The organism is Streptomyces sp. NPDC013157, assembly GCF_042899865.1.
Lineage (GTDB): Bacteria > Actinomycetota > Actinomycetes > Streptomycetales > Streptomycetaceae > Streptomyces.
The window spans coordinates 351,385-377,283 of record NZ_JBIBAK010000010.1 but is presented as its reverse complement, the minus strand read 5'-3'; the positions used below and the strand labels follow the sequence as shown (position 1 = coordinate 377,283).

The window sequence follows — 25,899 nt, the reverse complement described above, 5'->3', positions numbered from 1 at the left end:
ACGACTCTACTGGTGGGCCGGGACCGGCTCGGACACGAGTTCGGGGCCACCGCGGCCCGCGAGCCGTTCCCGCCAGTTCGCCAGCACGGCCGCGTCGGTCGGCTTCGTCACCAGGGAGACGGCGACGTACGCGACGAGGGAGGAGAGGAGGCCGTAGTAGACGGGTTCGTTGGCGAGGATGCCGTAGCCCGCCATCAGGCCGATCACCGCGAGGCCGCCGACGGTCACGGCGGCGAGGGCGCCCTGGACCGTGCCGCGCTTCCACAGCAGCCCGCCGAGGATCGGGACGAGGAGGCCGCCGACGAGCAGGTTGTACGCCACGGTCAGCGCCTCGACCACGTCGTTGAGGGCTATGGCCGTGCCGATCACCCCGAGCCCCATGAGCAGGATGAAGACCCGGTTGCCCCGCACCTCGTCGTGATCCCGTCCACCGGACCCGGCCCGCCCCCGCAACCGCGACCAGATGTCGTTGTTGGCGACGGTCGCGCAGGCGATCAGCGCGCCGGAGGAGGTCGACATCACGGCCGCGAGGGCGGCGGCCAGCACCAGCCCCCGGACGCCGACGGGGAGTTCGTCCTTGACGATGGTCGCGAAGGCGTCGTCCGGGCTGCCCAGCTTCGGGTACAGCACCTTGGCCGCCGTCCCGATCACCGCCCCGGCGAGGGCGTAGACCAGGCAGTACGTGCCGGCCACCGTGCCGCCCCACTTCGCCGTCCGGTCGCCGCGCGCCGTGAAGACCCGCTGCCAGATGTCCTGCCCGATGAGCATGCCGAAGGTGTAGATCAGCACGTAGGTGAAGATCGTCTCGCCGCCGATGCCCAGCGGGTCGAAGTACGTGGTCGGCAGCTTCGCCTTCATCTCGCTGAAGCCGCCGGCCTTCACGACGGCGATCGGGAGCAGGAGCAGCAGCACGCCGATCGTCTTCACCACGAACTGGACCATGTCCGTCAGCGTGATCGACCACATGCCGCCGAGCGTCGAGTAGGCGACGACGATCGAACCGCCGATGACGATCGCGACGGTCCGGTTCATGTCGAAGAGGACGTCGAAGATCGTGGCGTACGCGATGGTCGAGGTGACGGCGAGCATGAGCGTGTACGCCCACATCACGACACCCGAGATCACGCCCGCCCGGCCGCCGTACCGCAGATCCAGCATCTCGGAGACGGTGTAGACCTTGAGGCGGGCGATCCGGGCCGAGAAGAAGACGGAGAGGGCGAGCAGCCCCAGCCCGATCGTGAAGACCATCCACGCGCCGGACAGCCCGTACTGGTACCCCAGTCCCACGCCACCGATGGTGGACGCGCCGCCGAGGACGATCGCGGCCATGGTGCCGGAGTACATGGCGGGCCCGAGCCGGCGCCCGGCGACCAGGAACTCGCTCTTCGACCTGGCACGGCGCATGCCCCACCAGCCCATGGCCAGCATGCCGGCCAGGTACAGGACGATCACGGTGTAGTCGACGGCCACAGGGCCCTCCTTCGGTGGGGTCTCGCCGGCGGGTGACGTGCATCGACAGTAGGTGGCCGGAAAGCGGCTGCGAAGTGTACGTTTCATCCATTCGAGCCGTACGGGATGGAGGAAACGCACACCATGCCGGACCCCACGGTTCCCCCCACGCCACCCGTGCCCCTCGCCGCCCTCCTGGCCCGCGAGGACCTCGCCCTGCGCCAGATCGCCGGGCCGTCCGGCCCCTCCCTGGTCATCCACGCGGCGCACACCTCGGAGATGGCCGACCCGTACCCGTACCTGCTGGGCGGCGAGCTGCTGCTGACGGCCGGGGTGCACATCCCGGACGCGGCGGGCTCGGGCACCTATTTCGACGACTACGTCTCCCGGATCGTCGCGGCGGGCGGCGCCGCCCTCGGCTTCGGGCTGGTCCCCGTGCACGACACGGTCCCGCGCGCCCTGATCGAGGCCTGCGACGGCTACGGCCTCCCGCTCGTCGAGGTCCCGCCGCAGACCCCCTTCACCGCCGTCGCCCGCGCGGTCTGGCAGCTGCTGGCACAGGCCCGCCTGGCCGAACTGCGCCGCGTCACGGAGGCCCAGCAGAGCCTGGCCGCGGCCGCGGCCCGCCCGGACCCGGTCCCCGCGGTGCTCCGCCAGCTCGCCACCCGGCTCGGCGGCTGGACGGCCCTGCACGGACCGGAAGGCACGGAGATCGCGTCGGCGGGCCGGGAGCCGGAGGCGCCGGTCCGCGACGCACTCGCCGAGCTCGCGGAGGTCGTACGACCGTCCGGCCCCGGCACCCCCACCTCCGCCACCCACGCCACCGCCGGCACCCATCTCGCGGCCTACACCCTCAGCACCGGCTTCGCACTCGGCGTGGCCACACCGAGCCGCGAACCGGGCGACCACACCATCGCCTCGGTGGCCACGGTCCTGCTCACCCTCCTCACCGGCGAGCGGCAGAGCGGCTCGGGCGCGGCCCGCACCTCAGCACTCGTACGACTCCTGCTCGGCGGCACGGCGGAGGAGGTGGCCCCACTGCTCGACAGGGGCGACACCTGGTTCGTCGTGCATGCCTGCAGAAATGACCAACGCGCCCGTCCCGACCTTCTTTCAGGGGCGCGGGGCCCTGTCGATATGCGGCTCCGCCGCGGGGCGCGACCAGCCACACCCCACCCGCAGCCGCCGGACCTCCTGGCCGCCACCGCCCTCGGCGCCGCACTCGGCTCGCCCCTCATCGACCCCGTAGGGGAGATCGTCCAAGTCCTGGTCCCCGCCGACCGAACACCTCAGCCGCAGCCCGGCTGGACCCTCGGCGTCAGCTCCCCCGCACCCGCACAGCACCTGTCGGCCGCAGCCGCACAAGCGGCCCGCGCCCTCGCCCGCGCCCGAGCGACCCGCACCCCGCTGCTGAGCCACGGCGGCCGCCCCGGCCTCGCCGAACTCGTCCCGAAAGAAGAAGCCGAGGCCCACGCCCGCGCCCTCCTCGGCCCCCTCTCGGCGCACCCCGCCCTCGTCGAGACCCTGCGCACCTGGCTGTCGCTGCACGGCAGTTGGGACCGTACGGCGGTCGCCCTGTCCGTCCACCGCAACACCGTGCGGCAACGCATCGCCCGCTCCTCGGAGCTCCTCCACGCCGAACTCGACGATCCCGACGTACGGATGGAGCTCTGGTTCGCCCTCCGGCAGGAGTGAGTGACGCACGTCCCAGCGGGCGATACGCAGGGCGAACGCACAACGCCCTGCCCCACAATGGAGCCATGCCGATACCCGGGACGCCCAGCCGCGCCGAGCTCGTAGAGCACCTTGTGAAGACCCGTATCGCGGGCGACGTCGCCACACCCCGCGAGAACAACCTGCTCCACTACCGCAAGCTGGCCAACGGCGAGCGCAACTGGTGGCTGGGGCTGGAGCTCGGCGACCGCTGGACCGACGAGCAGGACGTGCTGGCCGTGATGGCCGAGCGGGTCGGGGTGAACGACGACCCCGAGTACCGGTACGGCCAGGACACCATCGACCCCGAGCTGACCGTGGACGGCCTGGACCGGCTGGCGGCGCGGCTGCGCAAGGCGGCCGAGGGGCGGCAGCGGGTGCTGTTCGCGACCGGTCACCCGGGCGGTCTGCTGGACGTGCACCGGGCGACCGCGGCTGCCCTGCGCACCGCCGGCTGCGAGATCGTGGTCATCCCGGACGGGCTGCAGACGGACGAGGGGTACGTCATGCAGTTCGCGGACGTGGCCGTCCTCGAACACGGGGCGACCCTGTGGCACACGCACTCCGGGGAGCCGATGAAGGCGATCCTCGGCGGACTGGAGCGCGAGGGGCGGCCACAGCCCGACCTCGTCGTCGCCGACCACGGCTGGGCCGGCTACGCGGCGCAGGTGGGCCTGGACTCGGTCGGGTACGCGGACTGCAACGACCCGGCGCTGTTCCTCGCCGAGGCGGAGGGCACCCTCCAGGTGGCCGTACCGCTCGACGACCATGTGCTCAGCCCGCGGTACTACGACCCGATGACCGCGTACCTGCTGGCCGGGGCGGGACTGGCCTGACCCGCCGATGTGCGGCCCCCGGCTGCGGGAGCCGCACATCGTGGCCTGGCCCTAGACCCTGGATGAGACCCTGTCCCGGTCTCCTGTCGCTGGTCGCTCAGAACCCGAGGCCGCCGAAGCCGAAGCCGCCGAAGCCGCCGTACCCGGCGACGCCGACGGTGGGGACGACCACTACGGGGACGACGGCGACGGTGGCGGGGTAGAACCCGTACCCGAAGTTGCCGTAACCGTAACGGCAGTTGTTGTACCCGCCGCCCCGGAAGCCGTTGCAGCCGCCGAAGCCGCCGCCGCCGGTGACGACGGACTGGTGAGTGGAGGCGGGGGCCGCCGAGGCGGTGCCCGCGGCGCCGACCGCGGCTCCACCGGCCAGCAGCAGGCCGGCGGCGGATATCGCGGCGATGCGCCTCGCGCGCTGTACTCGCATGGGAAATACCTTTCTGCCGGACTCACGTCCGCTACGCGGCACGTCCGCTATGCGGCACATGCACTGTGCGGCATTTCACTCATAGAGCTTAATTCGGTATAAAGGCGACGGCACGTCGGGGCGGTCACCGTCCGTGATCGTCCGAGCTCACCGGCCTCGAAGCCGCCCCAGAAGCGGTCTCCTGAGCCGGCCCCGGAGTGGGGTCCAGGTACACCCGGCCGATCGCGGGGAACGCGGCCCGCAGCCGCTGCTCGGCCCGCTCGCAGGCCCACTCGATCTCGGCCGCCGTGGACACGTCCCGGAAGTCCACCTTGGCGGCGACCAGCGCCTCGTCCGGGCCCTGCACCAGCGTGGTCAGCTCCAGTACGGCCACGATGTGCTCGGACTCCAGCAGCTCGGCGCGGATCCGCTCCCGCACGGGCTTCGGCAGCGGCCGCCCGATGAGGAGCTCGGCGTTCGACCGGCCCAGCACCCACGCGACGTACAGCAGGAGCAGGCCGATGAGGAGGGAGGCGAGGCCGTCCCAGACGCCGGAGCCGGTCAGCTGGCCGCCGAACAGGCCGCCGGCCGCGAGCACCAGCCCGACGAGCGCGGCCGAGTCCTCCATCACCACGGCCTTCACGGCGGTGTCGGAGGTGTGCCGGAGGTACAGCTTGAACGGCGCCTTGAAGCGGGCCGCCTCGCCGCGCGCCTGCCGCAGCCCGGTCCGCAGCGAGAAGCCCTCCAGCACGAAGGCGATGGCGAGCACGATGTACGACAGCAGCGGATCGCCCGGCTTCTCCCCCACGGCCAGGGTGTGGATGCCGTCGTAGAGGGAGAAGACCGCGCCGCCGACGAAGGTGGCGACGGCGGCGAGCATGGCCCAGATGTACCGCTCGGGGCCGTAGCCCAGCGGGTGCTCCTCGTCGGCCGGCTTCCCGCTGCGCTTGAGGGCGGTGAGGAGCAGCAGCTCAGTGACGGTGTCGGCGAACGAGTGCGCCGCCTCGGAGAGCATCGCGCTGGAGCCGCTGACGACTCCGGCGACCGCCTTGGCGAGCGCGATCCCGAGGTTGGCGACGGCGGCGACGATCACCGTGACGGTGCTCTCGCCGCCGCCCTGCCGGGTCTGTTCGAGGTGTTCGGCTTGGGCCATGCCCCCGTTCTACCTGGGGACGCGGACCACACCCTCCTGGATCACGGAAATGGCGAGTGAACCGTCCTGGGTGTAGATCCGGGCCTGGCCGAGGCCACGGCCGCCGTGTGCGGACGGCGACTCCTGGTCGTAGAGCAGCCACTCGTCGGCGCGGAACGGCCGGTGGAACCACATGGCGTGGTCGAGCGAGGCGCCCACCACGTCCCCGACCGCCCAGCCGCCGCGGCCGTGTGCGAGCAGGACGGAGTCGAGGAGGGTCATGTCGGAGACGTAGGTCGCGAGGACGACGTGCAGGAGGGGGTCGTCGGCGAGCTTGCCGTTGGTGCGGAACCACACCTGGCTGTGCGGCTCGCGCGGCTCGCCGTACTTGCCGAACGGCGGCTCCTCGACGTAGCGCAGGTCGATCGCCTCGCGGGCCTCGATGAACTTCTCCACGACAGCGGGGTCGAGGTGGTCGTAGTCGCGGAAGCGGTCCGCCGAGGTGGGCAGGGTCGCCGGGTCGGGGGCGGCGGGCATCGGGGCCTGGTGGTCGAGGCCCCCCTCGTCGAGCTGGAAGGAGGCCGACAGGGCGAAGATCGGCCGGCCGTGCTGGACGGCGACCGCGCGCCGGGTGGTGAAGGAGCGGCCGTCGCGGATGCGCTCGACGGTGTAGACGATGGGGGCGCCCGGGTCGCCGGGGCGCAGGAAGTACGCGTGCAGCGAGTGGGCGTGCCGGTCCGCCGGGACGGTGCGCCCGGCGGCGACCAGCGCCTGTGCCGCGACCTGTCCGCCGAAGACGCGCGGGACGACGGCGGACCGGGACTGGCCGCGGAAGATGTTCTCCTCGATCTGCTCCAGGTCGAGCAGATCGAGGAGATCACTTAGTGCCTGGTTCATGGCACCTTTTCTACTGGCGGGTTGTTGCGGTGGTCCTACAGGCCCATGTCCTTCGCGATGATCGTCTTCATGATCTCACTGGTGCCGCCGTAGATGCGGTTGACGCGGTTGTCCGCGTACAGGCGGGCGATGGGGTACTCGTTCATGAAGCCGTAGCCGCCGTGCAGCTGGAGGCAGCGGTCGATCACGCGGTGCGCGACCTCGGTGGTGAACAGCTTGGCGCTGGCGGCCTCGGCCGGGGTCAGCTCACCGGCGTCGAGGGCCTCGGTGGCGCGGTCCACGACGGCCTCGGCGGCGTCCACCTCGGCCTGGCAGGCGGCCAGCTCGAACTTGGTGTTCTGGAAGGCGGCGACGGGCTGGCCGAAGACGACGCGCTCCTGCACGTACTGCTTGGCGAACCGGACGGCGGCCTTGGCCTGGGCGTAGGCGCCGAAGGCGATGCCCCAGCGCTCGGAGGCGAGGTTGTGGCCGAGGTAGTAGAAGCCCTTGTTCTCCTCGCCGAGGAGGTCCTCGACGGGGACCTTGACGTCGACGAACGCCAGCTCGGCGGTGTCGGAGGTCTTCAGGCCGAGCTTGTCGAGCTTGCGGCCGACCGAGTAGCCCTCGGCCTTGGTGTCCACCACGAACAGGGAGATGCCGTGGCGGCGGTCCTCCTTGGTGGGCGCGGAGGTACGGGCGCAGACGATCATGCGGTCGGCGTGCACACCGCCGGTGATGAAGGTCTTGGCGCCGTTGAGGACGTAGTGCGTGCCGTCCTCGCTGAGCTTGGCGGTGGTCTTCATGCCCGCGAGGTCGGAGCCGGTGCCCGGCTCGGTCATCGCGATGGCCCACATCTCCTCGCCGGAGACGAACTTCGGCAGGTAGCGCTTCTTCTGCTCGTCCGTCGCCAGCAGCTTTATGTAGGGCAGGCCGAGCAGCACGTGCACTCCGGAGCCGCCGAAGGCGACGCCCGCGCGGGCGGTCTCCTCGTACAGGACGGCCTCGAACTTGTAGGAGTCGATGCCGGCGCCGCCGTACTCCTCGTCGACACGGATGCCGAAGACGCCGAGCTCGGCGAGCTTGTAGTAGAAGTCACGGGGGGCCTGGCCGGCGGCGAACCACTCGTCGTACACCGGTACGACCTCGGCCTCGATGAAGGCGCGGATGGTCTCCCGGAACGCCTCGTGATCCTCGTCGAACAACGTACGGCGCACGGCCGCCACCTCCAGGGACTTCGGCATGTCTAAGCGCTTGCTCAGACTCCAAGGTACCGGTGGGTAGGGCGACGGGTCCAGGGCGGGAAGCGCGCCGAGGGGGTAACGCTCGTCACGCCTGACGACAGACCTCCGCCCCCGGCACGTGAACGCGCCACCGCCCAGGACCCCCGCGCACCGCGGGACCGCTGGTGCCCCTGGGCGGAACCCCTGCCACCGCGCCTGCACGGCCTGCCGACGAGAAGCCCCCGAACAAGTCCCGCCGCGACGGCGCGGCGGATTCGGGGGGAGCGAGCACGGTGGGGCAGGCAGTCGCGAAGGCAGGCGCGGCGGGGCGAGGCGCGGCGGGGCGAACACCGCAGGACAGGCACAGCAGGAGCAGACACAGGGTGGGCACGCCGGAGCAGAGCAGGGGCGGAAAGGCGCCGTCACTCCTCCGCCGCCGCGCCGAAGGCGCCCCTCGCCATCCGGTGCAGGAGGACCGCCGTGGCCCCGCGGCTTGGCAGGGAACCCGGTCGGCCCAAATGCGGGGTGGAGTTCAGGAGGCCGAAGACCGAGTGGACCGCCGAGCGGGCCGCGGGCTCCGGGAGCGCCGGGTAGACGCCGCGGACCACCTCCACCCACAGTTCGACGTACTGCCGCTGGAGCTGCCGCACCAGCTTGCGGTCGCTGTCGCGCAAGCGGTCCAGCTCGCGGTCGTGCAGGGTGATCAGTGGACGGTCGTCAAGGGCGAAGTCGATGTGGCCCTCGATGAGGGAGTCCAGGACCGCCGAGGGCGCGGTGTCCCCGTCGGCCTCCGCCAGGCGGAGCTTGGCCCCCGTCAGCAGCTGCCCGCTGATCCCCACCAGCAGCTCCGCGAGCATCGCGTCCTTGCCCGCGAAGTGCCGGTAGAGACCGGGCCCGCTGATGCCGACCGCGGCCCCTATCTCGTCCACGCCGACGCCGTGGAAACCGCGCTCGGCGAAGAGCCTGGCGGCCTCCTTGAGGATCTGCTCGCGACGGGTCGGGGCGTCGGTTCTCGTGACCATGAAGGCAATTCTAGACAGGGAGGTTAGCGGTCGTTAACCTGAAGGCGATGCGTTAACGCTCATTAACAAGGCGAGGGGATCGCGGCATGGACCAGGCACCGGAGCTGACGAGCGCGGCGGACCCCGCGTCGGAGGCCTTTCGGGCCAACGAGGAGGCGCACCGCGTCCTCGTGGAGGAGCTGCGCGCCAAGCTCGCCGCGGCCGCGCTGGGCGGCGGCGAGAAGGCGCGGGCCCGGCACACCGCACGCGGCAAGCTGCTGCCGAGGGACCGGGTGGACACCCTGCTCGATCCGGGGTCGCCGTTCCTGGAGCTGGCCCCCCTGGCCGCCGACGGGATGTACGACGGGGCGGCCCCGGCGGCCGGCGTGATCGCCGGGATCGGCCGGGTCAGCGGGCGCGAGTGCGTGATCGTCGCCAACGACGCCACGGTCAAGGGCGGCACCTACTACCCGATGACCGTGAAGAAGCACCTGCGGGCGCAGGAGGTGGCCCTCGACAACCGGCTGCCGTGCGTGTATCTGGTCGACTCCGGCGGCGCCTTCCTCCCCATGCAGGACGAGGTCTTCCCGGACCGCGACCACTTCGGGCGGATCTTCTACAACCAGGCCCGGATGTCGGGTGCGGGCATCCCGCAGATCGCGGCCGTGCTCGGGTCCTGCACGGCAGGCGGGGCGTACGTCCCCGCGATGAGCGACGAGGCGGTCATCGTCCGGAACCAGGGCACGATCTTCCTCGGCGGGCCCCCGCTGGTGAAGGCCGCCACCGGTGAGGTCGTGACCGCCGAGGAGCTGGGCGGCGGCGAGGTCCACTCCCGGGTCTCCGGCGTCACCGACCACCTCGCCGAGGACGACGCGCACGCGCTGCGGATCGTACGGAACATCGCCGCGACCCTGCCCGCCCGGCGCGCCCTCCCCTGGGAGGTCACCGCGGTCGCCGAACCGAAGGCCGACCCCTACGGCCTCTACGGCGCCGTCCCCGTCGACTCCCGCACCCCCTACGACGTCCGCGAGATCATCGCCAGGGTCGTCGACGGCTCCCGGTTCGCCGAGTTCAAGGCCGAGTTCGGGCAGACCCTGGTCACCGGCTTCGCCCGCATCCACGGCCACCCGGTCGGCATCGTCGCCAACAACGGCATCCTCTTCTCCGAGTCCGCCCAGAAGGGCGCCCACTTCATCGAGCTGTGCGACCAGCGCGGCATCCCGCTCGTCTTCCTGCAGAACATCTCCGGCTTCATGGTCGGCAAGGACTACGAGGCCGGCGGCATCGCCAAGCACGGCGCGAAGATGGTCACGGCGGTGGCGTGCACGCGCGTGCCGAAGCTGACGGTGGTGGTCGGCGGGTCGTACGGCGCCGGGAACTACTCCATGTGCGGCCGGGCCTACTCCCCCCGCTTCCTGTGGATGTGGCCCAACGCCAAGATCTCGGTGATGGGCGGCGAGCAGGCCGCCAGCGTGCTGGCCACGGTCAAGCGGGACCAGCTGGAGACACGGGGAGAGTCCTGGCCGGCCGAGGACGAGGAGGCCTTCAAGGCGCCCGTCCGCGCCCAGTACGAGCGCCAGGGCAACGCCTACTACGCGACCGCCCGGCTCTGGGACGACGGGGTCATCGACCCCCTCGACACCCGGCAGGTGCTGGGACTGGCCCTGACGGCCTGTGGCAACGCGCCGCTGGGTGACCCCCAGTTCGGCGTCTTCCGGATGTGAGGAGGGGACTCGTGTTCGACACCGTACTCGTGGCCAACCGGGGCGAGATCGCCGTCCGGGTCATCCGTACGCTGCGGTCGCTGGGCGTGCGCTCGGTGGCCGTGTACTCCGACGCCGACGCGGACGCGCGACACGTCCGGGAGGCCGACACGGCGGTCCGGCTCGGTCCGGCGCCGGCGGGCGAGAGCTATCTGTCGGTGGAGCGGCTGCTGGCGGCCGCCCGGTCGAGCGGCGCCCGGGCGGTCCACCCCGGGTACGGCTTCCTCGCCGAGAACGCGGGCTTCGCGCGGGCCTGTGAGGAGGCCGGGCTGGTCTTCATCGGCCCGCCGGCCGACGCGATCGCGCTGATGGGCGACAAGATCCGGGCGAAGGAGACGGTGAGCGCGGCCGGGGTGCCGGTGGTGCCCGGCGGCCGTGATCCCGAACTCGCGGACGCCGCCCGCGCGTTGGGGGCACCCGTCCTGCTCAAGCCGTCCGCGGGCGGCGGCGGCAAGGGCATGCGGCTGGTCCGGGACCTGACCCTCCTCGACGAGGAGATCGCCGCCGCCCGCCGCGAGGCCCGCGCCTCCTTCGGCGACGACACCCTCCTCGTCGAGCGGTGGATCGACCGCCCCCGGCACATCGAGATCCAGGTCCTGGCCGACGGCCACGGCAACGTCGTCCACCTCGGCGAGCGCGAGTGCTCGCTCCAGCGCCGGCACCAGAAGGTGATCGAGGAGGCGCCGTCGGTCCTGCTGGACGAGGCGACCCGGGCGGCGATGGGCGAGGCCGCGGTGCAGGCGGCGCGCTCCTGCGGGTACGTCGGCGCGGGCACGGTGGAGTTCATCGTGCCGGGCGGCGACCCTTCCTCGTACTACTTCATGGAGATGAACACCCGCCTCCAGGTGGAGCACCCGGTCACCGAGCTGGTCACCGGACTCGACCTGGTGGAGTGGCAACTGCGGGTGGCGGCCGGGGAGCGGCTCGGGTTCGCGCAGGAGGACGTCCGGCTGACCGGGCACGCGGTGGAGGCCCGGATCTGTGCCGAGGACCCGGCGCGCGGCTTCCTGCCGACCGGCGGCACGGTCCTCCTGCTGAACGAGCCCTCCGGGGACGGCGTCCGCACCGACTCCGGGCTCAGCGAGGGCACCGAGGTCGGCAGCCTGTACGACCCGATGCTGTCCAAGGTGATCGCGTACGGCCCGGACCGGGAGACCGCGCTCCGGAAGCTGCGCGGGGCCCTCGCGGAGACGGTCACCCTGGGCGTGCAGACCAATGCCGGGTTCCTACGCCGCCTCCTTGCCCATCCGGCGGTGGTGGCAGGCGAGTTGGACACCGGCCTGGTCGAGCGGGTGGTGGACGACCTGGTCACCGCGGACGTACCGGAGGAGGTGTACGAGGCGGCGGCGGCCGTACGGCTGGAGGCGCTGCGGCCGGTCGCGGCGGAGGGGCGCTGGACGGACCCCTTCTCCGTGCCCAGCGGCTGGCGCCTCGGCGGTACCCCGAGGTCCGTCGGCTTCCACCTCCGGGTGCAGGAGCCGGTGGAGTACACCCCGCACGGCACGCACACCGTCACCGCCGACCGCGTGTCCGTCACCCTGGACGGCGTCCGCCACACCTTCCACCGCGCCGCCGACTGGATCGGGCGGGACGGCGACGCCTGGCAGGTCCGCGACCACGACCCGGTCGCCGCCTCGCTGAACCGCACCGCGCACGCCGGCGCCGACTCGCTCACCGCGCCCATGCCCGGCACCGTGACCGTGGTGAAGGTCGCCGTCGGGGACGAGGTGACCGCCGGGCAGAGCCTGCTGGTGGTGGAGGCGATGAAGATGGAGCACGTCATCTCCGCCCCGCACGCCGGCACGGTCGCCGAACTCGACGTGAAGCCCGGCGCCACGGTCGCCATGGACCAGGTGCTGGCCGTGATCGCCCCGCACGAGGAGGAGACGGCATGACCGCCCCGGAGAGCGCCCTCCCCATGGTCGTACCGGCCACGGATCTGCCCGCCCGGGTCCGGATCCACGAGGTCGGCGCGCGCGACGGCCTGCAGAACGAGAAGACGGCCGTACCGACGTCGGTGAAGGCCGAGTTCGTCCACCGCCTGGCCGACGCCGGCCTGACGACGATCGAGGCGACCAGCTTCGTCCACCCCAAGTGGGTGCCCCAACTGGCGGACGCGGAGGACCTGTTCCCCCGGCTCGCGGATCTCCCGGGGGTCGCCCTCCCCGTCCTCGTCCCCAACCAGCGGGGCCTGGACCGGGCCCTGGCCCTGGGCGCCCGCCGGGTCGCCGTCTTCGCCAGCGCCACCGAGTCCTTCGCCAGGGCCAACCTCAACCGCTCGCTGGACGAGTCCCTGGCCGTCTTCGACCCGGTCGTCCGGCAGGCGAAGGACGCGGACGTGCACGTCCGCGGCTATGTCTCGATGTGCTTCGGCGACCCCTGGGAGGGCGCCGTCCCGTTCCACCAGGTGGTCCGGGTCTGCAAGGCGCTGCGCGACATGGGCTGCGACGAGCTGAGCCTCGGCGACACGATCGGCGTGGCCACCCCCGGCCACGTCCTCGAACTACTCTCCCTGCTCAACGAGGAGGGCGTGCCGACGAACGTCATCGGCGTGCACTTCCACGACACCTACGGCCAGGCGCTCGCCAACACCTACGCGGCCCTGGAACACGGCGTGACGACGGTCGACGCGTCCGCCGGCGGGCTCGGCGGCTGCCCGTACGCCAAGTCCGCCACCGGCAACCTCGCCACCGAGGACCTGGTCTGGATGCTCCAGGGCCTCGGCATCGAGACCGGAGTCGACCTCGGCAGACTCACCGCCACCAGCGTGTGGATGGCCGAACAACTGGGCCGACCCAGCCCGTCCCGTACCGTCCGCGCCCTCTCCCACCAGGAGTGACGACCATGGACCACCGCCTCTCCCCCGAACTGGAAGAACTCCGCCGCACGGTGGAGGAGTTCGCGCACGACGTCGTGGCGCCGAAGATCGGCGACTTCTACGAGCGGCACGAGTTCCCGTACGAGATCGTCCGCGAGATGGGCCGCATGGGCCTGTTCGGCCTGCCCTTCCCCGAGGAGTACGGCGGCATGGGCGGCGACTACCTGGCCCTCGGCATCGCCCTGGAGGAGCTGGCCCGGGTCGACTCGTCGGTGGCGATCACGCTCGAAGCCGGGGTCTCGCTGGGCGCCATGCCCCTCCACCTTTTCGGCACGCCCGAGCAGAAGCAGGAGTGGCTGCCGCGGCTCTGCTCCGGCGAGATCCTCGGCGCCTTCGGCCTCACCGAGCCCGACGGCGGCAGCGACGCCGGCGCCACGCGTACGACCGCCCGCCTGGATCCCGCCACCGACGAATGGGTGATCAACGGCAGCAAGTGCTTCATCACCAACTCCGGGACGGACATCACGGGCCTGGTCACCGTCACCGCGGTGACCGGCCGCAAGCCGGACGGCAAGCCGCTGATCTCGTCGATCATCGTCCCCTCCGGCACCCCGGGCTTCACCGTCGCCGCCCCCTACTCCAAGGTCGGCTGGAACGCCTCCGACACCCGGGAGCTGTCCTTCGCCGACGTCCGGGTCCCCGCCGCCAACCTGCTCGGCGAGGAGGGCCGCGGCTACGCCCAGTTCCTCCGCATCCTCGACGAGGGCCGCATCGCCATCGCGGCCCTGGCGACCGGCCTGGCCCAGGGCTGCGTCGACGAGTCGGTCAAGTACGCGAAGGAACGCCACGCCTTCGGCCGCCCCATCGGCTCCAACCAGGCCATCCAGTTCAAGATCGCCGACATGGAGATGAAGGCCCACACGGCCCGCCTCGCCTGGCGGGACGCGGCCTCCCGCCTGGTGGCGGGCGAGCCCTTCAAGAAGGAGGCGGCCCTCGCCAAGCTGTACTCCTCCACCGTCGCCGTGGACAACGCCCGCGACGCCACCCAGGTCCACGGCGGCTACGGCTTCATGAACGAGTACCCGGTGGCCCGCATGTGGCGCGACTCCAAGATCCTGGAGATCGGCGAGGGCACGAGCGAGGTGCAGCGGATGCTCATCGCACGGGAGTTGGGGCTGGTGAGCTGAGGCCGGCCGGCGGTGTGGGCTCCGGCAGGCCTCGGTGCCGGAGCACGCCCGCGGGCGGATCCGCGTGGCGCGTCAGTTCGTCGTGGCAGTGGTGTGGTGCGGCCGGTTGCGTACCAGCAGGGCCGAGGCCAGGGCCGCACACAGGAACACGGCGGCGACGACGGCCATGCCGAGGTGGACGCCGGAGGTGAAGGCGTCGCCGACCGCGGCGGTCACGTTCGGCGGGGTCGTTCCGTGACCGCCGGTGCCCGTGGAGACGGCGTGCTCGACGGCGGGCCGGACCGCCCGGGGGACGTGGTGCGCGTCGAGCCGGTCGGGCAGCCGGGACCGGAGCCGGCTCGCGAGCAGGGCGCCGAGGAGGGCGGAGCCGGTGACGGACCCGATCTGCCGGAACGCGTTGACGGCTCCGGAGGCCATGCCGGCGCGCTCGTGGGAGACGCTGACCAGCGCGGCGGCGGTGCTCGGCGCGGCCACCATCCCGGATGCGGCGCCGAAGAGCACGTACAGCCACCACACCCGGGCGTAGGGGGTGGTCGGCTCCAGCGTGGTGAACCCGGCCGTGGCGGCGGCTCCGACGAGGAAGCCCAGGGTGAGCGGGAGCTTGAAGCCGGTTCGGCGGATCACCCGTCCGGTCGCGTAGGCGACGACGACGTAGACGCCGAAGAAGGCCAGCAGCCGCCAGCCCACGTCCAGGGCGGAGAGCTGCTGGACGCGCTCGTAGAAGAGCACCGAGAGGATGGCCACCCCGGTGAAGCCGAACAGGGAGACGGCCGCGACGAACATGACGGCGCTGAACGACGCCGACCGGAACAGGCTCATGTCCAGCATGGGGGTGCGGGCGGCCCGCTCAGCGAGGACGAAGCCGCTCAGGGCCACGGCCGCGACGACCCAGGCGGTCAGGATCCGGGGGCTGGTGTAGCCGTCGTGGCCGCCTTCGATGAGGGCGTAGACGAGGGCGGCGATGCCCAGGGCGGCCAGGATCTGGCCGGGGACGTCGAGCTTGCCGGCGGGGCCGCGTGACTCGGCGACGAAGACGGCGGCGGCCATGGTGACGACCGCGAGGGCGGCGGTCGACAGGAAGACCGTGTTCCAGTGGAAGTGGTCCAGCAGGGTACCCGCGATGAGCGGGCCGGCGGCGAGCCCGATACCGGAGGCGGCCGCCCAGGCCGTGACGACCTCGGTGCGCCGGTGGGGGTCCGGGAAGGCCGCCCCCAGGACGGCCAGGCTGTTGGGCAGGATGAGGGCGCCGCCGAGGCCGGAGACGAGCTGGCCGGCGATGACGCCTCCGGTCGAACCCGCGGCGTAGACGGTGAGCGACCCGATGATCATGACCGCGGCGCCGGCGAGGAAGGCGCGCTTGCGGCCGTAGAGGTTGCCGATGGTGCCCGCGGACATCACCAGGCTGGCCACGAGCAGGGTGTACGCGGAGGGGATCCAGACGAGGCCGGTCGGGGAGACGTGCAGGTCGTCCTGGATGGCCGACAGTGCCGACACCGATGCGGTGATCAGCAGGAAGGTCGTCATGGCGCCCAGGCACATCGCGACGAGGGTGACGGCCGCCGCGCGCCGGGAGGGCCGGCGGGAGGTGAGCCGGTCACCGGGTTGCCGGTCGGCCGGCCTGAGTCGGCCCGGGGCGGGCGAAGGGGTGGAAACCATCGTGTCCTCGTCTCAGCCGAGCTGCGGGTGGCGGGCGGGGGCGTGGGGCGACGTCGGAGACCCGAGCTAACTTACGATTGGGTAAGTCAGCTGTGACGCTATAGGCTGACTTCGCATGAGGCAAGTCAGGCGGAGGGTGGAGAGATGACGGACCTGCTGCGGGAACGGGACGCCTGGTCCATGGCCAACTGCTCCGTCGCCCGGACCCTGGAGATCGCCGGCAACAGGACGGCATTGCTGATCATGCGCGAGGCGTTCTTCGGCACCCGCCGGTTCGACGACTTCGCCAGGCGGGTGGGCATCGGCGAACCCGCCGCCTCGGCGCGCCTGAAGGAGCTGACCGCCGCCGGGCTCCTGGAACGCGTGCCCTACCGGGAACCCGGCCAGCGGACCCGCTACGCCTACCAACTGACCGAGAAGGGGCGGGGCTTCCTGCCCGTCCTCACGGCGTTGCGGCAGTGGGGCGACACCTGGGCCACGGACGAACAGGGGCCCCCGCTGGCCGTACGCCACCGGGACTGCGGCGCCGCGGTGCACGCGGTGATGCGCTGCGACGACGGCCACGACGTACGGCTCGGGGAGTCGTTCGTCGACGCCGGCCCGGGTCTCATCCGCGTCGGCCCGGACAGCCCCGAATCCGGCGGCGACTGAGACGCCGCGGGACGACCACGGCGTCCGCGATCACCCACCACGAGGAGTTGCCTTGACGCTCGACTTCCACCCCGGCCAGGGGACCAGGTCACGCACGTTCAGCTGGGGAGACCCCGCCGTCTCCGCCGGCGCCGTCCCGCACCACAGCGGCCTCGGCTTCCTCCGCGAGATCCTGGCCGACCGCCTGCCCGCCCCGCCGGTCGCCGCCGCCCTGGGATTCACCCTGGAGGAGGCCGAGTACGGCCGGGCGGTCTTCGCACTGGTGCCGGGCGAGGAGCACTACAACCCGATAGGCAGCGTCCACGGCGGCGTGTACGCCACGCTCCTCGACTCCGCGGCCGGCTGCGCGGTGCAGTCCGTGCTGCCCCAGGGCACCGGGTACACCTCGATCGACCTGACCCTGAAGTTCCTGCGCCCGGTCACCGTCGGCACCGGCAAGATCCGCGCCATCGGCACCGTCCTCAACAGCGGCCGCCGCACCGCCCTCGCCCAGGCGGAACTCCGCGACTCCGAGGACCGGTTGCTGGCCCATGCCACCAGCAGCTGCATGCTCTTTCCGATCGGGGGCCGCCAGGACGCATGAGCCTGGGAAACGGCGCCGGTCCGTGGGAGGGTCGGGCATCCGGTGCTCTCGATGCTGCAGACCGACATCATGTGCTGCGGGCAGGACGGCCCTCGGGACTGGTGGGCTCGCACGTCGAGGTGTCGCGTAGTCGCGAGCCGCTCGGGCATCTACCAGAGCCAGCGGTCGAGGAACTCGGCCCAGATGAAACCGTGGTAGCCGTCAAAGGCAGGCGGATCGATCTTCTTGAGTTCGTCAGCGAGCATGCTGAGCTCGGCCAGGGCCTCGTCCTCGCGCTCATCCGGATCGCTGAGGATCTCGGACTCGCTGACGTGCAGGCCGTAGTGGTGCAGGGTCCGCAGCCACAGGTCGATGGATGAGTTGGCGAACCATGCCTCGCCCTGAGGAAGGACGTAGTAGACCGTCCCCGTGCCGGGTTCGACGCCGAACGACCATTGCAGTCCCGGCACGAGGCCGCCATGGCGATTCCGGGTGAGTAGGTAGAGCGACCCCCGAGCCGACGTCTGCAGTGTGGGAGCTGCCTCCACCTGGAACGACACGTACTCGATCAACTGGTCGACGACAGGGATCCCGACATCGACGAGCAGTGCCTTCTGCTCCTCGGGGATCTGCCAGCCCGACACGACTGCCGAGGCTGCCCTTGCAACGTTCCCGGTGCCGGCCCAGGCGGTGAGCTCGTCGAACGTCGGCATGTGAGAGTCCTTCCGCGGCCGGCTGCGATGCGGACCCTACCGAGGCCGGGGCCGGACGTTGTCCACAGGCACGGTCGCGGCGGACCGGTGTGCCAGGGCGATCGATACCCCCTGAGCGGCCACGCGGTGGCCCGGGAGGTTCTGCCCGGAGGCGGCCCCAAGTCCCCCGTGCAGCCATATCGTTGGCTGATGCGCACACACCCTGTGGACCGCCCGGCCGATCTCGACGTCGTACGTGAGTCCTACGACCGGGTAGCCGACAACTACGCCCACATGGTCGTGACGACGGGAGTCGGCGACATCCGTAGGCATCCATGGCTCAAGGCGTCGATCGACGCCTTCGCCGACACCGTGCGCGGGCTTGGGCCCGTCCTCGACGTCGGCTGCGGGCCCGGAACGGTGACCGCCTACCTCGCCGAACGCGGACTCGATGTGTCCGGGGTGGATCTCTCTCCTCGCATGATCGAGAACGCGCGCCGGCTTCATCCGGAGTGCCGCTTCGCTGTCGCTTCCGCCACCGAACTCGACCTCGGTGAAGCGTCTTTGGGCGGCGTGCTCGGCTGGTGGTCACTTTTCAACCTCCCCCGGCACGTCCTTCCCCAGGTCCTCACCGTGTTCGCGCGCGCGTTGAAGCCAGGCGGACACTTCATCACCGGAACACACGTCGGTGACGAGGACGCGGTGCGCACCGAGGCATACGGAGGCGTACCCGTCCGTTGGACGACACACAAGTGGCGGCCGGAACAACTCGTCGAACTGATCGAGCAAGCCGGCCTGAACCCGGTCGCCGAACTGCGACTCCCCCCGGAGGAGTACAGCGGGCCCGGTCTGGTCGTCATGGCCAAGCGCCCCGGCTGATGATCACCAGGAAGCGGAGCGGCACAGGATCCGCTGCCGGGACTCCGCCTGACGCCTACCGCTGTTTTCCGTTCGGACACCCCTGAGGGCCCGGTGTACGTAGTCGACCAGGCATGACTTGTCCGGGACGACGTCCGACTCACGGCCAGTCGGTACGCTGCGCCGGTCGGGCACCGTACGTGCGTTGGTGGCGTGGTGATGAGGGCTACGGATCCGGAGTATCGGCCGCGGTCCAAGCGGCCGTTGAGGTCATGCGGAAGCGGGCCCGTGCCGGGAAGAGGACAGGCCGGGCGGGGGGATGGGTCGTCGTATCCACCTGGTCGGCGGACGCGCCGGCTATCGCGCTGTGCGCAGTCGCGGTTACTCGGCACGGCAGCCCCCCGGTTGCCCAGGACGGGCGAGGGAGAGGATGCGACGCTGGAGAGAGGGGCCCGCGAGCGGAGGGTCCGAGTGCGTCTCATCCGCGGCCGGGGCCCTCTCCTCCGGCCCGGCGACGATGTCCCGGTGCGGCTCATATGGATGCGCCGCAGAAGCGTGCGGTCAGTCTGCTCTGTGAGCCTGCCGGCCGCCGCAGCACTCACCGAGCGTCGCCGGGCGGCCTCACCGCGTGGCTCCGGCCCGCCGGGACCAGGGCCGCGCGACCGACCCGGAAGGCAGGTGCGTCCCATGCGCACGTCGACCCGTATCGCCGGTGCCCTCACCGGCCTGACCCTCACCCTCGGTGGCGCGGTCCTCGCCGCTCCCGCGGCCCGGGCGGACATCCCCGCCTGCACGAAGATGGCCGAACTGGCCGGTGCCACCGTTTCCGACTCCGTCACAGCGGCCTGCAGCCGTGGCGTGGTCGGAGACCTGCAGAGTTGTGTGAGCGGGCTGACCGGGGCCGGAGTGGCGGGCGGCGCCGCGACCGCCGCCTGCCGGGCGGCGGCCCACGAACCGCGCTAGCGGACCGCGCGGCGCCCAGCCTCGCCCCACCCCGTCTCACCTCGTCTCGTCTCGTCTCGCAGGGCTCATGCGGAGCGCCCATGCTGGGTGAGAGGGCGCCGTCGTCTTGAGACTTGTCCGTCCCGAAGGGCGAACGAAGGCGCCTGAGAGGAGGAGGAAGTCATGCGCATGCGCAGGATCCTGGGCCTCGCCCTGGCCGCGGCAACCCTGGCCGGCGTGAGCGCCGTCGGCGCCGTCAGCGCCGGGGCCGCCTCGTCTCCGAACATCTCCAGAGACGACTGCACAGCCGTCGGCGGACAGATCGTCGCCCGCCCCTACTCCGGCTACGTCTGCGCACTGCCCGACGGGACCGCGCAGGCGATCACCTGACCGGCCTGCGCCCGGCCGGGACCGTCCCGAAGCCAAGGCCGTCACCGCTTCGGGACGGTCCGGGCCGTCCCGAACACCGCGCTCGACGCCGTCCTGAACGGCCTCGGCCATGTCGTCATACAGCGACCGCCGAGGTCGTCCGCATGTCCCAGCTGTATTGATTCGGACTGCCCTGCTGTACGGACCACGAGCGTCGTTGACACTCGGCAGGACCTGAACAGGCGCAGAAGAACGGGCACGGCCAAGGAGCCGACCGGCACGGTGCACCCGCACCCGCCGGTCGGCTCCGCCGTGCTCTCGACGACCCCGGGGACGACTCCGTCGTTCGGCCCATCAAGGGCACCGGCTGCAACGCCGAAAAGGACCAACGGAGTCGCCCACCCTCGCGTTCCGGTACGCCTCCGCGCCCCAGGCCGCCCCGATGACGGCGGTCCCGTACCCCGGCCGACAGGCCCGGAGGAGATCCCGCATGCGCGTCGTCCTGCCCCTGACCGCCGTCACCACCGCCGCGCTCCTGCTCGTCACGGCCACCGGCGCGGCTCCCGCCACGGCAGACCGGAACCCCGACGGCACACCACTGCTGGTCAAGGTGTCCCACGGCGACCCGTACGCGACGTGCACCATCGGAGCGAGGTCCCCCGACAGCATCGTCTACCCGGGCACCGAGGTCGAGCCGTACCTGTCCGTCGATCCGCACGACCCCGGGCGCGTGGTCACCGTGTTCCAGCAGGACCGCTGGAACGACGGCGCCGCCCGTGGCCTGGCGGCCGGCTGGACCACGGACGGCCACACCTTCCACCGGAGCACGCTGCCGTTCAGCCTGTGCGCCCCCGGCGGCGCGGACTACGAACGGGCCTCCGACCCCTGGGTGAGCACCGGACCGGACGGCACGGTCTACGCCGGCGGGGAGGGCGTCGACTTCACGAAGAGCACGCGCAGCGCCCTCCTGGCCGTCACCTCCCGCGACGGCGGCCGCACTTGGCGGAACCTCACCACCACGCACGTCGACGAGCAGCCGTTCTTCAACGACAAGCCCTCGCTCACCGCCGACCCGGTCCGCAAGGGCACCGCCTACCAGGTCTGGGACCGCCTCGACAACGACCCGCCCGGCCCCAGCTCCCTCGACGGTCCCGGCTACATCTCCCTCACCCGCGACGGCGGCCGCACCTGGAGCAGGGCCCGTCCGTTCGTCGACACCAGCACCGTGCCGGACACCCAGACCATCGGCCATCTGATCGTCGCCGACCGGCGCACCGGCATCCTGTACGACTTCTTCGACCGGATCACCCTCTCCGACGATCTGAGCACCGTCGTCGAAGCCCGCTACGAGGTGGTCACCTCGACCGACGCCGGAGAGACCTGGAGCGCCCCGGTCACCGTGGCCCGGGACACCTCCGTACCGGAGGTCGACCCGAACGACCCCGCCACACCGCTGCGCGCCGGGTCCACCCTGCCGAGTCCGGCCGTCGACCCCGGGACGGGCACGCTGTACATGGCCTACGAGGGCTCGGACTTCTCGGGTGGAAAGTTCGACTCCGTCCAGCTCGTGCGGTCCACCGACGGCGGACGCACCTGGGGGACCCCGGAGCTGATCAGCCCCAAGGGCGTTCCGGCCTTCTCACCGTCGATCGCGGTCGCCGAGCGGGGCACGGTCGCGCTCACCTACTACGACCTGCGCTTCCTCAGGCCCGGCAACACCACCACCCTGCCCACCGCCTACCAACTGGCCACGCTGCAGCACGGAGACCCGAGGCTCCGGACCGAACGCCGGATCTCGCGGGTCTTCGACTGGCTGCGGGCGCCGTACGCCGGGGGCTACTTCCTCGGCGACTACCAAGGCCTGGCGGCAGACGGCGAGGGGGTACGGGCGGTACTCACCGAGACCAACTCCGGCGCACCGCAGAACCGTACGGACGTGTACACCGGCAGTCTCCGCACCCGCTGACCGACGCGGACGCCGTCGGCCGACCGCCAACGGGAGCGCCCCGCGGCGCGTGGCTGCGGGGCGCCTTGTGAGGTTCAGTCGACCTGCTCCCCGTCGTACGTACCGCCCTTGCAGAGGTTGTCCGCCAGATCGGGCGTTCCACCGCCCTGCTTGCACTGGGAAGGGGTGACGTAGGACGGGGCACCCTGTGCGGTGGCGGCGGTGGCGGTGGCGGCGCCTGTCAGGCCGAGTCCGGCGAGGGCTGCCGTGGCGATGACGGCGCCGAGGATTCGTCGAATGCGCATGTGGTTCGCCTTTCACGGATTGCCTCGGTTGGGGCACTAGCCAGCTTGATCTTCACCCATGTGGGTGGCACGTCACGTTGGGCCATTCGGGTGACAGAGCTGTCGGGCGCGGGGCCGGTGACGCGCCCCGTCAGACAGGCCCTGGAACGAAGAGACCATGCGGGATCGCGGGCCCCGACTGCTCGCCAGCCCCCTGCGGGGCTTCCCAGGGCAGCACATCCCCGTGTCACCGGTACCGATCTACCGCGCCGCTGTCGCCCCCCGCCCGGACTCCTCGACTTGCGGCTCGGGTACGGCGTCGTCTCTCGGTCACGGCCGTGGGGGGTGTGACCGTCACCGGTGGTCGCGGTACCTGTACGCTGCGCGGCGAATCGCCCGCTGACCCGATGCCGTGATGGCGACCGCGCCCCCAGCCGGAGCGGACAGCATGGCCGACAGCTCCTCCCGCGCTCCGGGATCACCCTGCAGTGCGCGCCACAGGACCCTGTCCGGCACCGCCGTGGAATCGGTGTCGTCCTGCTCGTCGGCAACAGCAGCGTCGCTCGAGACTTGCGCCGGTTACGCGCGGTGCTGAGTGCAGTTCCACGTCGATCCCCACGGCTCATGGCGCCTGCTGCAGAGGTTCGCTCGCGCCCTTGATGAGCACTGCCGGGCACGGACGACGGCTGCGGTTGGTGTACTTCAGTGCTGTACCGCGCGCATCCACGCCAGGACGTTGCCACTCGAAGTCAGAAGCTACGGATGATCAACCATCCGGCGGTTCCGAGCACCAGCAGGTATCCACCGATAGAGAGTGTTTTACCCAAGCCTTCGCGACCAGCGTTCTCGACCCGCCGGCCTATGATCCCGACCAGCGGTGCCACAAAAATGATCAGAAGGATGCCGATAAAGAAGTCCATGATGCCCCCCTGGCTGCGATGACTTCCCGGTGATCCAGGGCGTGATCGTAAGTCACGGGATCTTCCAGGGGGAATCTCCACACCTGCTCAAACCATGGGGCAAACCTTGATCGCCCTGATGCACGTCAGCGGGGCGCCATCCATCAGGTCGATCGCGGCACCCTCCGGGCCCTGCACTTCGCCGGGAAAGCGGCTCGACGCCGCCCGCTGGTGTCAGCGATCGAGCGACCTCTTGACAACCGATCGCACGGCCTGCGGCGCAGCGCACAGGAACTGATGAGCCGGCGTCACCAGCTCACCGGGTACCGGATCAATGCCGCGCACTCGGACAGCCACGATGTCGATCACGACGGGCGAGTGAGGGGGCGTGACCTTCACCAGCCGCCACCGGAAAGGCCGGGGGACGTCCTTGGCCGGTAGGTCCGTCATGGCCAGGTGGACCCATCGGTCGTAGACAGTGGGATAGACCCGCACATCAGCCCCGCACAGACGGCAAGTCGGCGGCTCCACAAACGTCACATCGTCGGGGTCGAACTCGTGTCGAGGTGGCGCTGTTGCGCCCTCTTGCTCCGCCATTTCGTTGGCGAGCCGATTCCAACAGCCGTCGCACAGTACAGCCATGAGATCAATGCGCCCTCGGCTACGGACCGTCGGTCCGTCCTCCCCGCAGCGCTGGCATAAGTGCTCGTCGCGATCGTCGCTCGCCCCCATGTATCCGAGTGTGAGCGATTCTGAGCAATTCGTAGTAGGGCGCGATTTGGCCGCATTTGACGATCAGGAGAGCAGGTGAGCCTCGGCGCGGCGATGGGCTCGACCTGGGACGGCGCCCCTGAGGCGCCGTCCCGCAGAAGGAGGTGGGCTCGGCGGTCCCTGAGTCAGTGCGATCCGCCCGGCATGTGTCGTTCAGCGGCCTGGTGCCGTATCGAGCAATGCTCGCGCTGTCGCCGGCGGGCGGTGCCGGCTCGTGCTGAGTGGCGCGGTCTACTCGGCGTCGAGCTGGTGATCGGCCCAGACGTAGCTTTCAGGCAGCAAGTCGGTGACAAGGACGGTTCGGAGGTGGTTGCCTTCGCCGACGATGACCCGGAGGGCGGGAAAGTAGTCGAGAAGGACCTGACGGCACCGGCCGCACGGCGGGACAACCCCCCGGTCGCGGTCGCCCACAGCGACAATCGTGTCCAGTTCGTAGGCGCCCTGGGCGGCTGCCGCGCCAATCACGACCAGCTCGGCGCAGGGGCCTCCCGTGAAGTGGTAGGCGTTCACCGCCGTGACGATCCGGCCGTCCCGGGTGCGGGCCGCGGCCGCCATGGTGTGGTTGTCGCCGCGGCAGCGAGTGCGCGCGACGTGCGCCGCGGCCTGGATGAGTTCGTGGTCGACGGGGTGGGTCTGCGTGGTCATCTTCTCTGCCTTCGTCAGGTGTCAGGCGACGTTGACCTGAGTGACGATGGCGTGCAAGCGAATATCGGCGGTGTGCTTGTTCCGCCAGATGATGTAGCGGCGGATCACGCTGCCTTGTTCCTTGTGGCTGCCGTGGTCGGTGCCGTCCAGCGTGAAGGAGCGCAGGGCGGTGAACTGGGCCTCGATCCGGTTCGGCCACGAGCTATTGGTCGGCGTGCAGGCGAATTCGACGTCATTGGCCTTGGCCCGGTCGCCGGCCCGGGTGTCCTTCTCGGTGGTCAGGCGCGGGGAGGAGTTGTCGAGCACGATCGCGATACGAATCCTGGGCGGGTAGAGACTGCGCAGGTAGCTGCAGAACTCCAGAAGCCTTGTCCGCTTCTTCTTCGTCTTGATGTGGCCGTAGAGCTTGTCCCTGCCCAGGTCGTGGGCGGCCAACAGGTGCCTGACTCCGTGCGGGCGGGTGCAGGCCGCGCGTCGGCGGAGCCGGTTCCCGGTCGGGGTCCTTGTGCCTGCCGCCGCGCTCGGCCCGCTGCCGACCGGGGTGAGGCTGGAGATTGAGCGAACCGAACTCGTCCAGGCAGAAGACGACTTCGGGCTCGTCTTCCTTGGGTATGACCTCGTCGTCATCGCCGTTGTTCTGGCCAGTGCACCTCGGTACCTGTTTGCGCGGTGAGGACGTGCAGCGAGCTGCGTTCGGTGCCGACTGGGACGCGGCCATGGAGCTGCACCGAGTGCTCTCCGCCGCCCACGAGTGGCCCGTGTTCAGGGTGCCCCTGTAGTCCGGCCACCCCCTCTGTGTCGTCTACCGCAACCTCGACGGGGACCGGGGAGTGGACTACCTGATACATCATCCGGCCTGGCCCGCAGCAGAGACTCTCGCGGTGGACGACGGCCACTTCATGGGCCCGGCACGGCCTGGCCGGAACTGCTGTCCGCTGCGCGACAGCCGGCACCAGAGGGGGTTGGCGATGCCGACGCTCGCCTCCTGTTGCTCTTCCCGACCCTCGGTGATGCGCGGCTCCCCGACGACGCTGCTGTACCCCTCACTGCCGCGCTTGCCGCTCTCACCTTGATTGAAGAGCCCACCGAAGTAGCGGGGATGCCGCTGGAAAACCAGGGGCAGTGGGAGCCTGCCTACTGGAGGCTGGCGGACACCGTCTGGATCAACGACGGCGGGCACTCCTACCGAAACCCCTGCAACGCCTTTGCTCTGCCGGAGAGGCGCCT

The 25,899-nt window shown here is 71.0% G+C and carries 24 protein-coding genes and 1 pseudogene; 12 read left to right on the top strand and 13 right to left on the bottom strand.

The annotated features are described in order from the left end of the window. Positions 1–6: 6 nt before the first annotated feature. On the bottom strand, positions 7–1,470 hold the full coding sequence (locus ACFY6U_RS29215; RefSeq protein WP_351493957.1) for a sodium:solute symporter: 1,464 nt from the start codon (positions 1,468–1,470) through the stop codon (positions 7–9). A 123-nt stretch (positions 1,471–1,593) separates the two neighbouring features. Between ACFY6U_RS29215 and ACFY6U_RS29210 the strand changes: the two genes are divergently transcribed. Together ACFY6U_RS29210 and ACFY6U_RS29205 are read left to right on the top strand one after the other, a co-directional pair. Next, the gene (locus ACFY6U_RS29210) at positions 1,594–3,144 is read left to right on the top strand and encodes a PucR family transcriptional regulator ligand-binding domain-containing protein (RefSeq protein ID WP_390042943.1); all 1,551 of its coding nucleotides are present in this window, start codon (positions 1,594–1,596) and stop codon (positions 3,142–3,144) included. Between the two features lie 65 nt (positions 3,145–3,209). Beyond that, complete coding sequence (locus ACFY6U_RS29205; protein ID WP_390042941.1) at positions 3,210–3,998, top strand: phosphatase; 789 nt, start codon at positions 3,210–3,212, stop codon at positions 3,996–3,998. A 97-nt stretch (positions 3,999–4,095) separates the two neighbouring features. Here the strand turns inward: ACFY6U_RS29205 and ACFY6U_RS29200 are convergent, their stop codons facing one another. From ACFY6U_RS29200 to ACFY6U_RS29180, 5 genes are all read right to left on the bottom strand, one after another. Next, positions 4,096–4,422, bottom strand: coding sequence for a hypothetical protein (locus ACFY6U_RS29200; RefSeq protein ID WP_390042940.1), 327 nt, complete (start codon positions 4,420–4,422; stop codon positions 4,096–4,098). Between the two features lie 124 nt (positions 4,423–4,546). Further along, positions 4,547–5,554 (bottom strand): cation diffusion facilitator family transporter, encoded by a 1,008-nt coding sequence (locus ACFY6U_RS29195; protein ID WP_390042938.1) that lies wholly within the window; start codon positions 5,552–5,554, stop codon positions 4,547–4,549. 9 nt (positions 5,555–5,563) lie between these two features. Next, positions 5,564–6,430: an acyl-CoA thioesterase gene (locus tag ACFY6U_RS29190; RefSeq protein ID WP_390042936.1), complete on the bottom strand. Its 867-nt coding sequence runs from the start codon at positions 6,428–6,430 to the stop codon at positions 5,564–5,566. 35 nt (positions 6,431–6,465) lie between these two features. Beyond that, positions 6,466–7,623: an acyl-CoA dehydrogenase family protein gene (locus ACFY6U_RS29185; RefSeq protein WP_294005894.1), complete on the bottom strand. Its 1,158-nt coding sequence runs from the start codon at positions 7,621–7,623 to the stop codon at positions 6,466–6,468. A gap of 428 nt (positions 7,624–8,051) precedes the next feature. Further along, complete coding sequence (locus tag ACFY6U_RS29180) at positions 8,052–8,651, bottom strand: TetR/AcrR family transcriptional regulator (protein WP_390042935.1); 600 nt, start codon at positions 8,649–8,651, stop codon at positions 8,052–8,054. Positions 8,652–8,737: 86 nt separating this feature from the next. Between ACFY6U_RS29180 and ACFY6U_RS29175 the strand changes: the two genes are divergently transcribed. The 4 genes from ACFY6U_RS29175 to ACFY6U_RS29160 are packed head-to-tail and all read left to right on the top strand — an operon-like array spanning position 8,738 to position 14,398. After that, the gene (locus ACFY6U_RS29175) at positions 8,738–10,354 is read left to right on the top strand and encodes a carboxyl transferase domain-containing protein (RefSeq protein WP_390042933.1); all 1,617 of its coding nucleotides are present in this window, start codon (positions 8,738–8,740) and stop codon (positions 10,352–10,354) included. A gap of 11 nt (positions 10,355–10,365) precedes the next feature. Beyond that, positions 10,366–12,288 (top strand): acetyl/propionyl/methylcrotonyl-CoA carboxylase subunit alpha, encoded by a 1,923-nt coding sequence (locus tag ACFY6U_RS29170; RefSeq protein WP_390042931.1) that lies wholly within the window; start codon positions 10,366–10,368, stop codon positions 12,286–12,288. After that, positions 12,285–13,232 carry a hydroxymethylglutaryl-CoA lyase gene (locus tag ACFY6U_RS29165; protein WP_390042930.1) on the top strand — a complete coding sequence of 316 codons (948 nt, stop codon included), beginning with the start codon at positions 12,285–12,287 and terminating at the stop codon, positions 13,230–13,232. Before ACFY6U_RS29170 ends, ACFY6U_RS29165 begins: the two co-directional genes overlap by 4 nt. 5 nt (positions 13,233–13,237) lie before the next feature. Continuing rightward, positions 13,238–14,398 (top strand): acyl-CoA dehydrogenase family protein, encoded by a 1,161-nt coding sequence (locus ACFY6U_RS29160; protein WP_390042928.1) that lies wholly within the window; start codon positions 13,238–13,240, stop codon positions 14,396–14,398. A 72-nt stretch (positions 14,399–14,470) separates the two neighbouring features. Here the strand turns inward: ACFY6U_RS29160 and ACFY6U_RS29155 are convergent, their stop codons facing one another. Continuing rightward, the gene (locus tag ACFY6U_RS29155) at positions 14,471–16,054 is read right to left on the bottom strand and encodes an MFS transporter (protein ID WP_390042926.1); all 1,584 of its coding nucleotides are present in this window, start codon (positions 16,052–16,054) and stop codon (positions 14,471–14,473) included. Positions 16,055–16,198: 144 nt separating this feature from the next. Here ACFY6U_RS29155 and ACFY6U_RS29150 point away from each other — a divergent pair, with 144 nt between their 5' ends. Together ACFY6U_RS29150 and ACFY6U_RS29145 are read left to right on the top strand one after the other, a co-directional pair. Further along, positions 16,199–16,705 carry a winged helix-turn-helix transcriptional regulator gene (locus ACFY6U_RS29150; protein ID WP_390042925.1) on the top strand — a complete coding sequence of 169 codons (507 nt, stop codon included), beginning with the start codon at positions 16,199–16,201 and terminating at the stop codon, positions 16,703–16,705. A gap of 52 nt (positions 16,706–16,757) precedes the next feature. After that, a complete protein-coding gene (locus tag ACFY6U_RS29145; protein ID WP_390042923.1) occupies positions 16,758–17,288 on the top strand; it encodes a PaaI family thioesterase in 531 nt (176 codons plus the stop codon). A gap of 149 nt (positions 17,289–17,437) precedes the next feature. On the opposite strand, the gene ACFY6U_RS29140 is transcribed toward ACFY6U_RS29145, so the two are convergent. Continuing rightward, complete coding sequence (locus ACFY6U_RS29140) at positions 17,438–17,980, bottom strand: SUKH-4 family immunity protein (RefSeq protein WP_390042921.1); 543 nt, start codon at positions 17,978–17,980, stop codon at positions 17,438–17,440. 189 nt (positions 17,981–18,169) lie between these two features. On the opposite strand from ACFY6U_RS29140, the gene ACFY6U_RS29135 reads away from it, so the two are divergent. The 4 genes from ACFY6U_RS29135 to ACFY6U_RS29120 all read left to right on the top strand — a co-directional run bounded on the left by ACFY6U_RS29135 (position 18,170) and on the right by ACFY6U_RS29120 (position 22,094). After that, a complete protein-coding gene (locus tag ACFY6U_RS29135; RefSeq protein WP_390042919.1) occupies positions 18,170–18,838 on the top strand; it encodes a class I SAM-dependent methyltransferase in 669 nt (222 codons plus the stop codon). A 666-nt stretch (positions 18,839–19,504) separates the two neighbouring features. Further along, positions 19,505–19,780, top strand: a complete 276-nt coding sequence (locus tag ACFY6U_RS29130; protein ID WP_390042917.1) for a hypothetical protein — start codon at positions 19,505–19,507, stop codon at positions 19,778–19,780. A 162-nt stretch (positions 19,781–19,942) separates the two neighbouring features. Then, positions 19,943–20,149, top strand: coding sequence for a hypothetical protein (locus ACFY6U_RS29125; RefSeq protein WP_390042915.1), 207 nt, complete (start codon positions 19,943–19,945; stop codon positions 20,147–20,149). A 469-nt stretch (positions 20,150–20,618) separates the two neighbouring features. After that, positions 20,619–22,094, top strand: a complete 1,476-nt coding sequence (locus ACFY6U_RS29120; RefSeq protein WP_390042913.1) for a sialidase family protein — start codon at positions 20,619–20,621, stop codon at positions 22,092–22,094. Positions 22,095–22,168: 74 nt separating this feature from the next. Here the strand turns inward: ACFY6U_RS29120 and ACFY6U_RS29115 are convergent, their stop codons facing one another. The 5 genes and pseudogenes from ACFY6U_RS29115 to ACFY6U_RS29095 form a co-directional block, all read right to left on the bottom strand. Further along, a complete protein-coding gene (locus tag ACFY6U_RS29115; RefSeq protein WP_390042912.1) occupies positions 22,169–22,378 on the bottom strand; it encodes a hypothetical protein in 210 nt (69 codons plus the stop codon). Positions 22,379–23,106: 728 nt separating this feature from the next. Next, positions 23,107–23,277 (bottom strand): hypothetical protein, encoded by a 171-nt coding sequence (locus ACFY6U_RS29110; protein WP_390042910.1) that lies wholly within the window; start codon positions 23,275–23,277, stop codon positions 23,107–23,109. Positions 23,278–23,490: 213 nt separating this feature from the next. Beyond that, the gene (locus ACFY6U_RS29105) at positions 23,491–23,988 is read right to left on the bottom strand and encodes a DUF6083 domain-containing protein (RefSeq protein WP_390042908.1); all 498 of its coding nucleotides are present in this window, start codon (positions 23,986–23,988) and stop codon (positions 23,491–23,493) included. A 270-nt stretch (positions 23,989–24,258) separates the two neighbouring features. Next, entirely contained in the window at positions 24,259–24,672 is a 414-nt protein-coding gene (locus ACFY6U_RS29100) for a cytidine deaminase family protein (RefSeq protein ID WP_390042906.1), read from the bottom strand. Positions 24,673–24,693: 21 nt separating this feature from the next. Beyond that, positions 24,694–25,297: pseudogene (locus ACFY6U_RS29095) on the bottom strand (IS630 family transposase); the annotation flags it as partial. Between the last annotated feature and the right edge of the window lie 602 nt (positions 25,298–25,899).

Coding starts and splice junctions, on each gene's coding strand:
- ACFY6U_RS29105 (WP_390042908.1), bottom strand. CDS start 23,988: ATGGGGGCGAGCGACGATCGCGACGAGCACTTATGCCAGCGCTGCGGG.
- ACFY6U_RS29175 (WP_390042933.1), top strand. CDS start 8,738: ATGGACCAGGCACCGGAGCTGACGAGCGCGGCGGACCCCGCGTCGGAG.
- ACFY6U_RS29165 (WP_390042930.1), top strand. CDS start 12,285: ATGACCGCCCCGGAGAGCGCCCTCCCCATGGTCGTACCGGCCACGGAT.
- ACFY6U_RS29160 (WP_390042928.1), top strand. CDS start 13,238: ATGGACCACCGCCTCTCCCCCGAACTGGAAGAACTCCGCCGCACGGTG.
- ACFY6U_RS29100 (WP_390042906.1), bottom strand. CDS start 24,672: ATGACCACGCAGACCCACCCCGTCGACCACGAACTCATCCAGGCCGCG.
- ACFY6U_RS29150 (WP_390042925.1), top strand. CDS start 16,199: ATGACGGACCTGCTGCGGGAACGGGACGCCTGGTCCATGGCCAACTGC.
- ACFY6U_RS29210 (WP_390042943.1), top strand. CDS start 1,594: ATGCCGGACCCCACGGTTCCCCCCACGCCACCCGTGCCCCTCGCCGCC.
- ACFY6U_RS29110 (WP_390042910.1), bottom strand. CDS start 23,277: ATGGACTTCTTTATCGGCATCCTTCTGATCATTTTTGTGGCACCGCTG.
- ACFY6U_RS29115 (WP_390042912.1), bottom strand. CDS start 22,378: ATGCGCATTCGACGAATCCTCGGCGCCGTCATCGCCACGGCAGCCCTC.
- ACFY6U_RS29120 (WP_390042913.1), top strand. CDS start 20,619: ATGCGCGTCGTCCTGCCCCTGACCGCCGTCACCACCGCCGCGCTCCTG.
- ACFY6U_RS29195 (WP_390042938.1), bottom strand. CDS start 5,554: ATGGCCCAAGCCGAACACCTCGAACAGACCCGGCAGGGCGGCGGCGAG.
- ACFY6U_RS29200 (WP_390042940.1), bottom strand. CDS start 4,422: ATGCGAGTACAGCGCGCGAGGCGCATCGCCGCGATATCCGCCGCCGGC.
- ACFY6U_RS29125 (WP_390042915.1), top strand. CDS start 19,943: ATGCGCATGCGCAGGATCCTGGGCCTCGCCCTGGCCGCGGCAACCCTG.
- ACFY6U_RS29140 (WP_390042921.1), bottom strand. CDS start 17,980: ATGCCGACGTTCGACGAGCTCACCGCCTGGGCCGGCACCGGGAACGTT.
- ACFY6U_RS29190 (WP_390042936.1), bottom strand. CDS start 6,430: ATGAACCAGGCACTAAGTGATCTCCTCGATCTGCTCGACCTGGAGCAG.
- ACFY6U_RS29135 (WP_390042919.1), top strand. CDS start 18,170: ATGCGCACACACCCTGTGGACCGCCCGGCCGATCTCGACGTCGTACGT.
- ACFY6U_RS29155 (WP_390042926.1), bottom strand. CDS start 16,054: ATGGTTTCCACCCCTTCGCCCGCCCCGGGCCGACTCAGGCCGGCCGAC.
- ACFY6U_RS29205 (WP_390042941.1), top strand. CDS start 3,210: ATGCCGATACCCGGGACGCCCAGCCGCGCCGAGCTCGTAGAGCACCTT.
- ACFY6U_RS29130 (WP_390042917.1), top strand. CDS start 19,505: ATGCGCACGTCGACCCGTATCGCCGGTGCCCTCACCGGCCTGACCCTC.
- ACFY6U_RS29180 (WP_390042935.1), bottom strand. CDS start 8,651: ATGGTCACGAGAACCGACGCCCCGACCCGTCGCGAGCAGATCCTCAAG.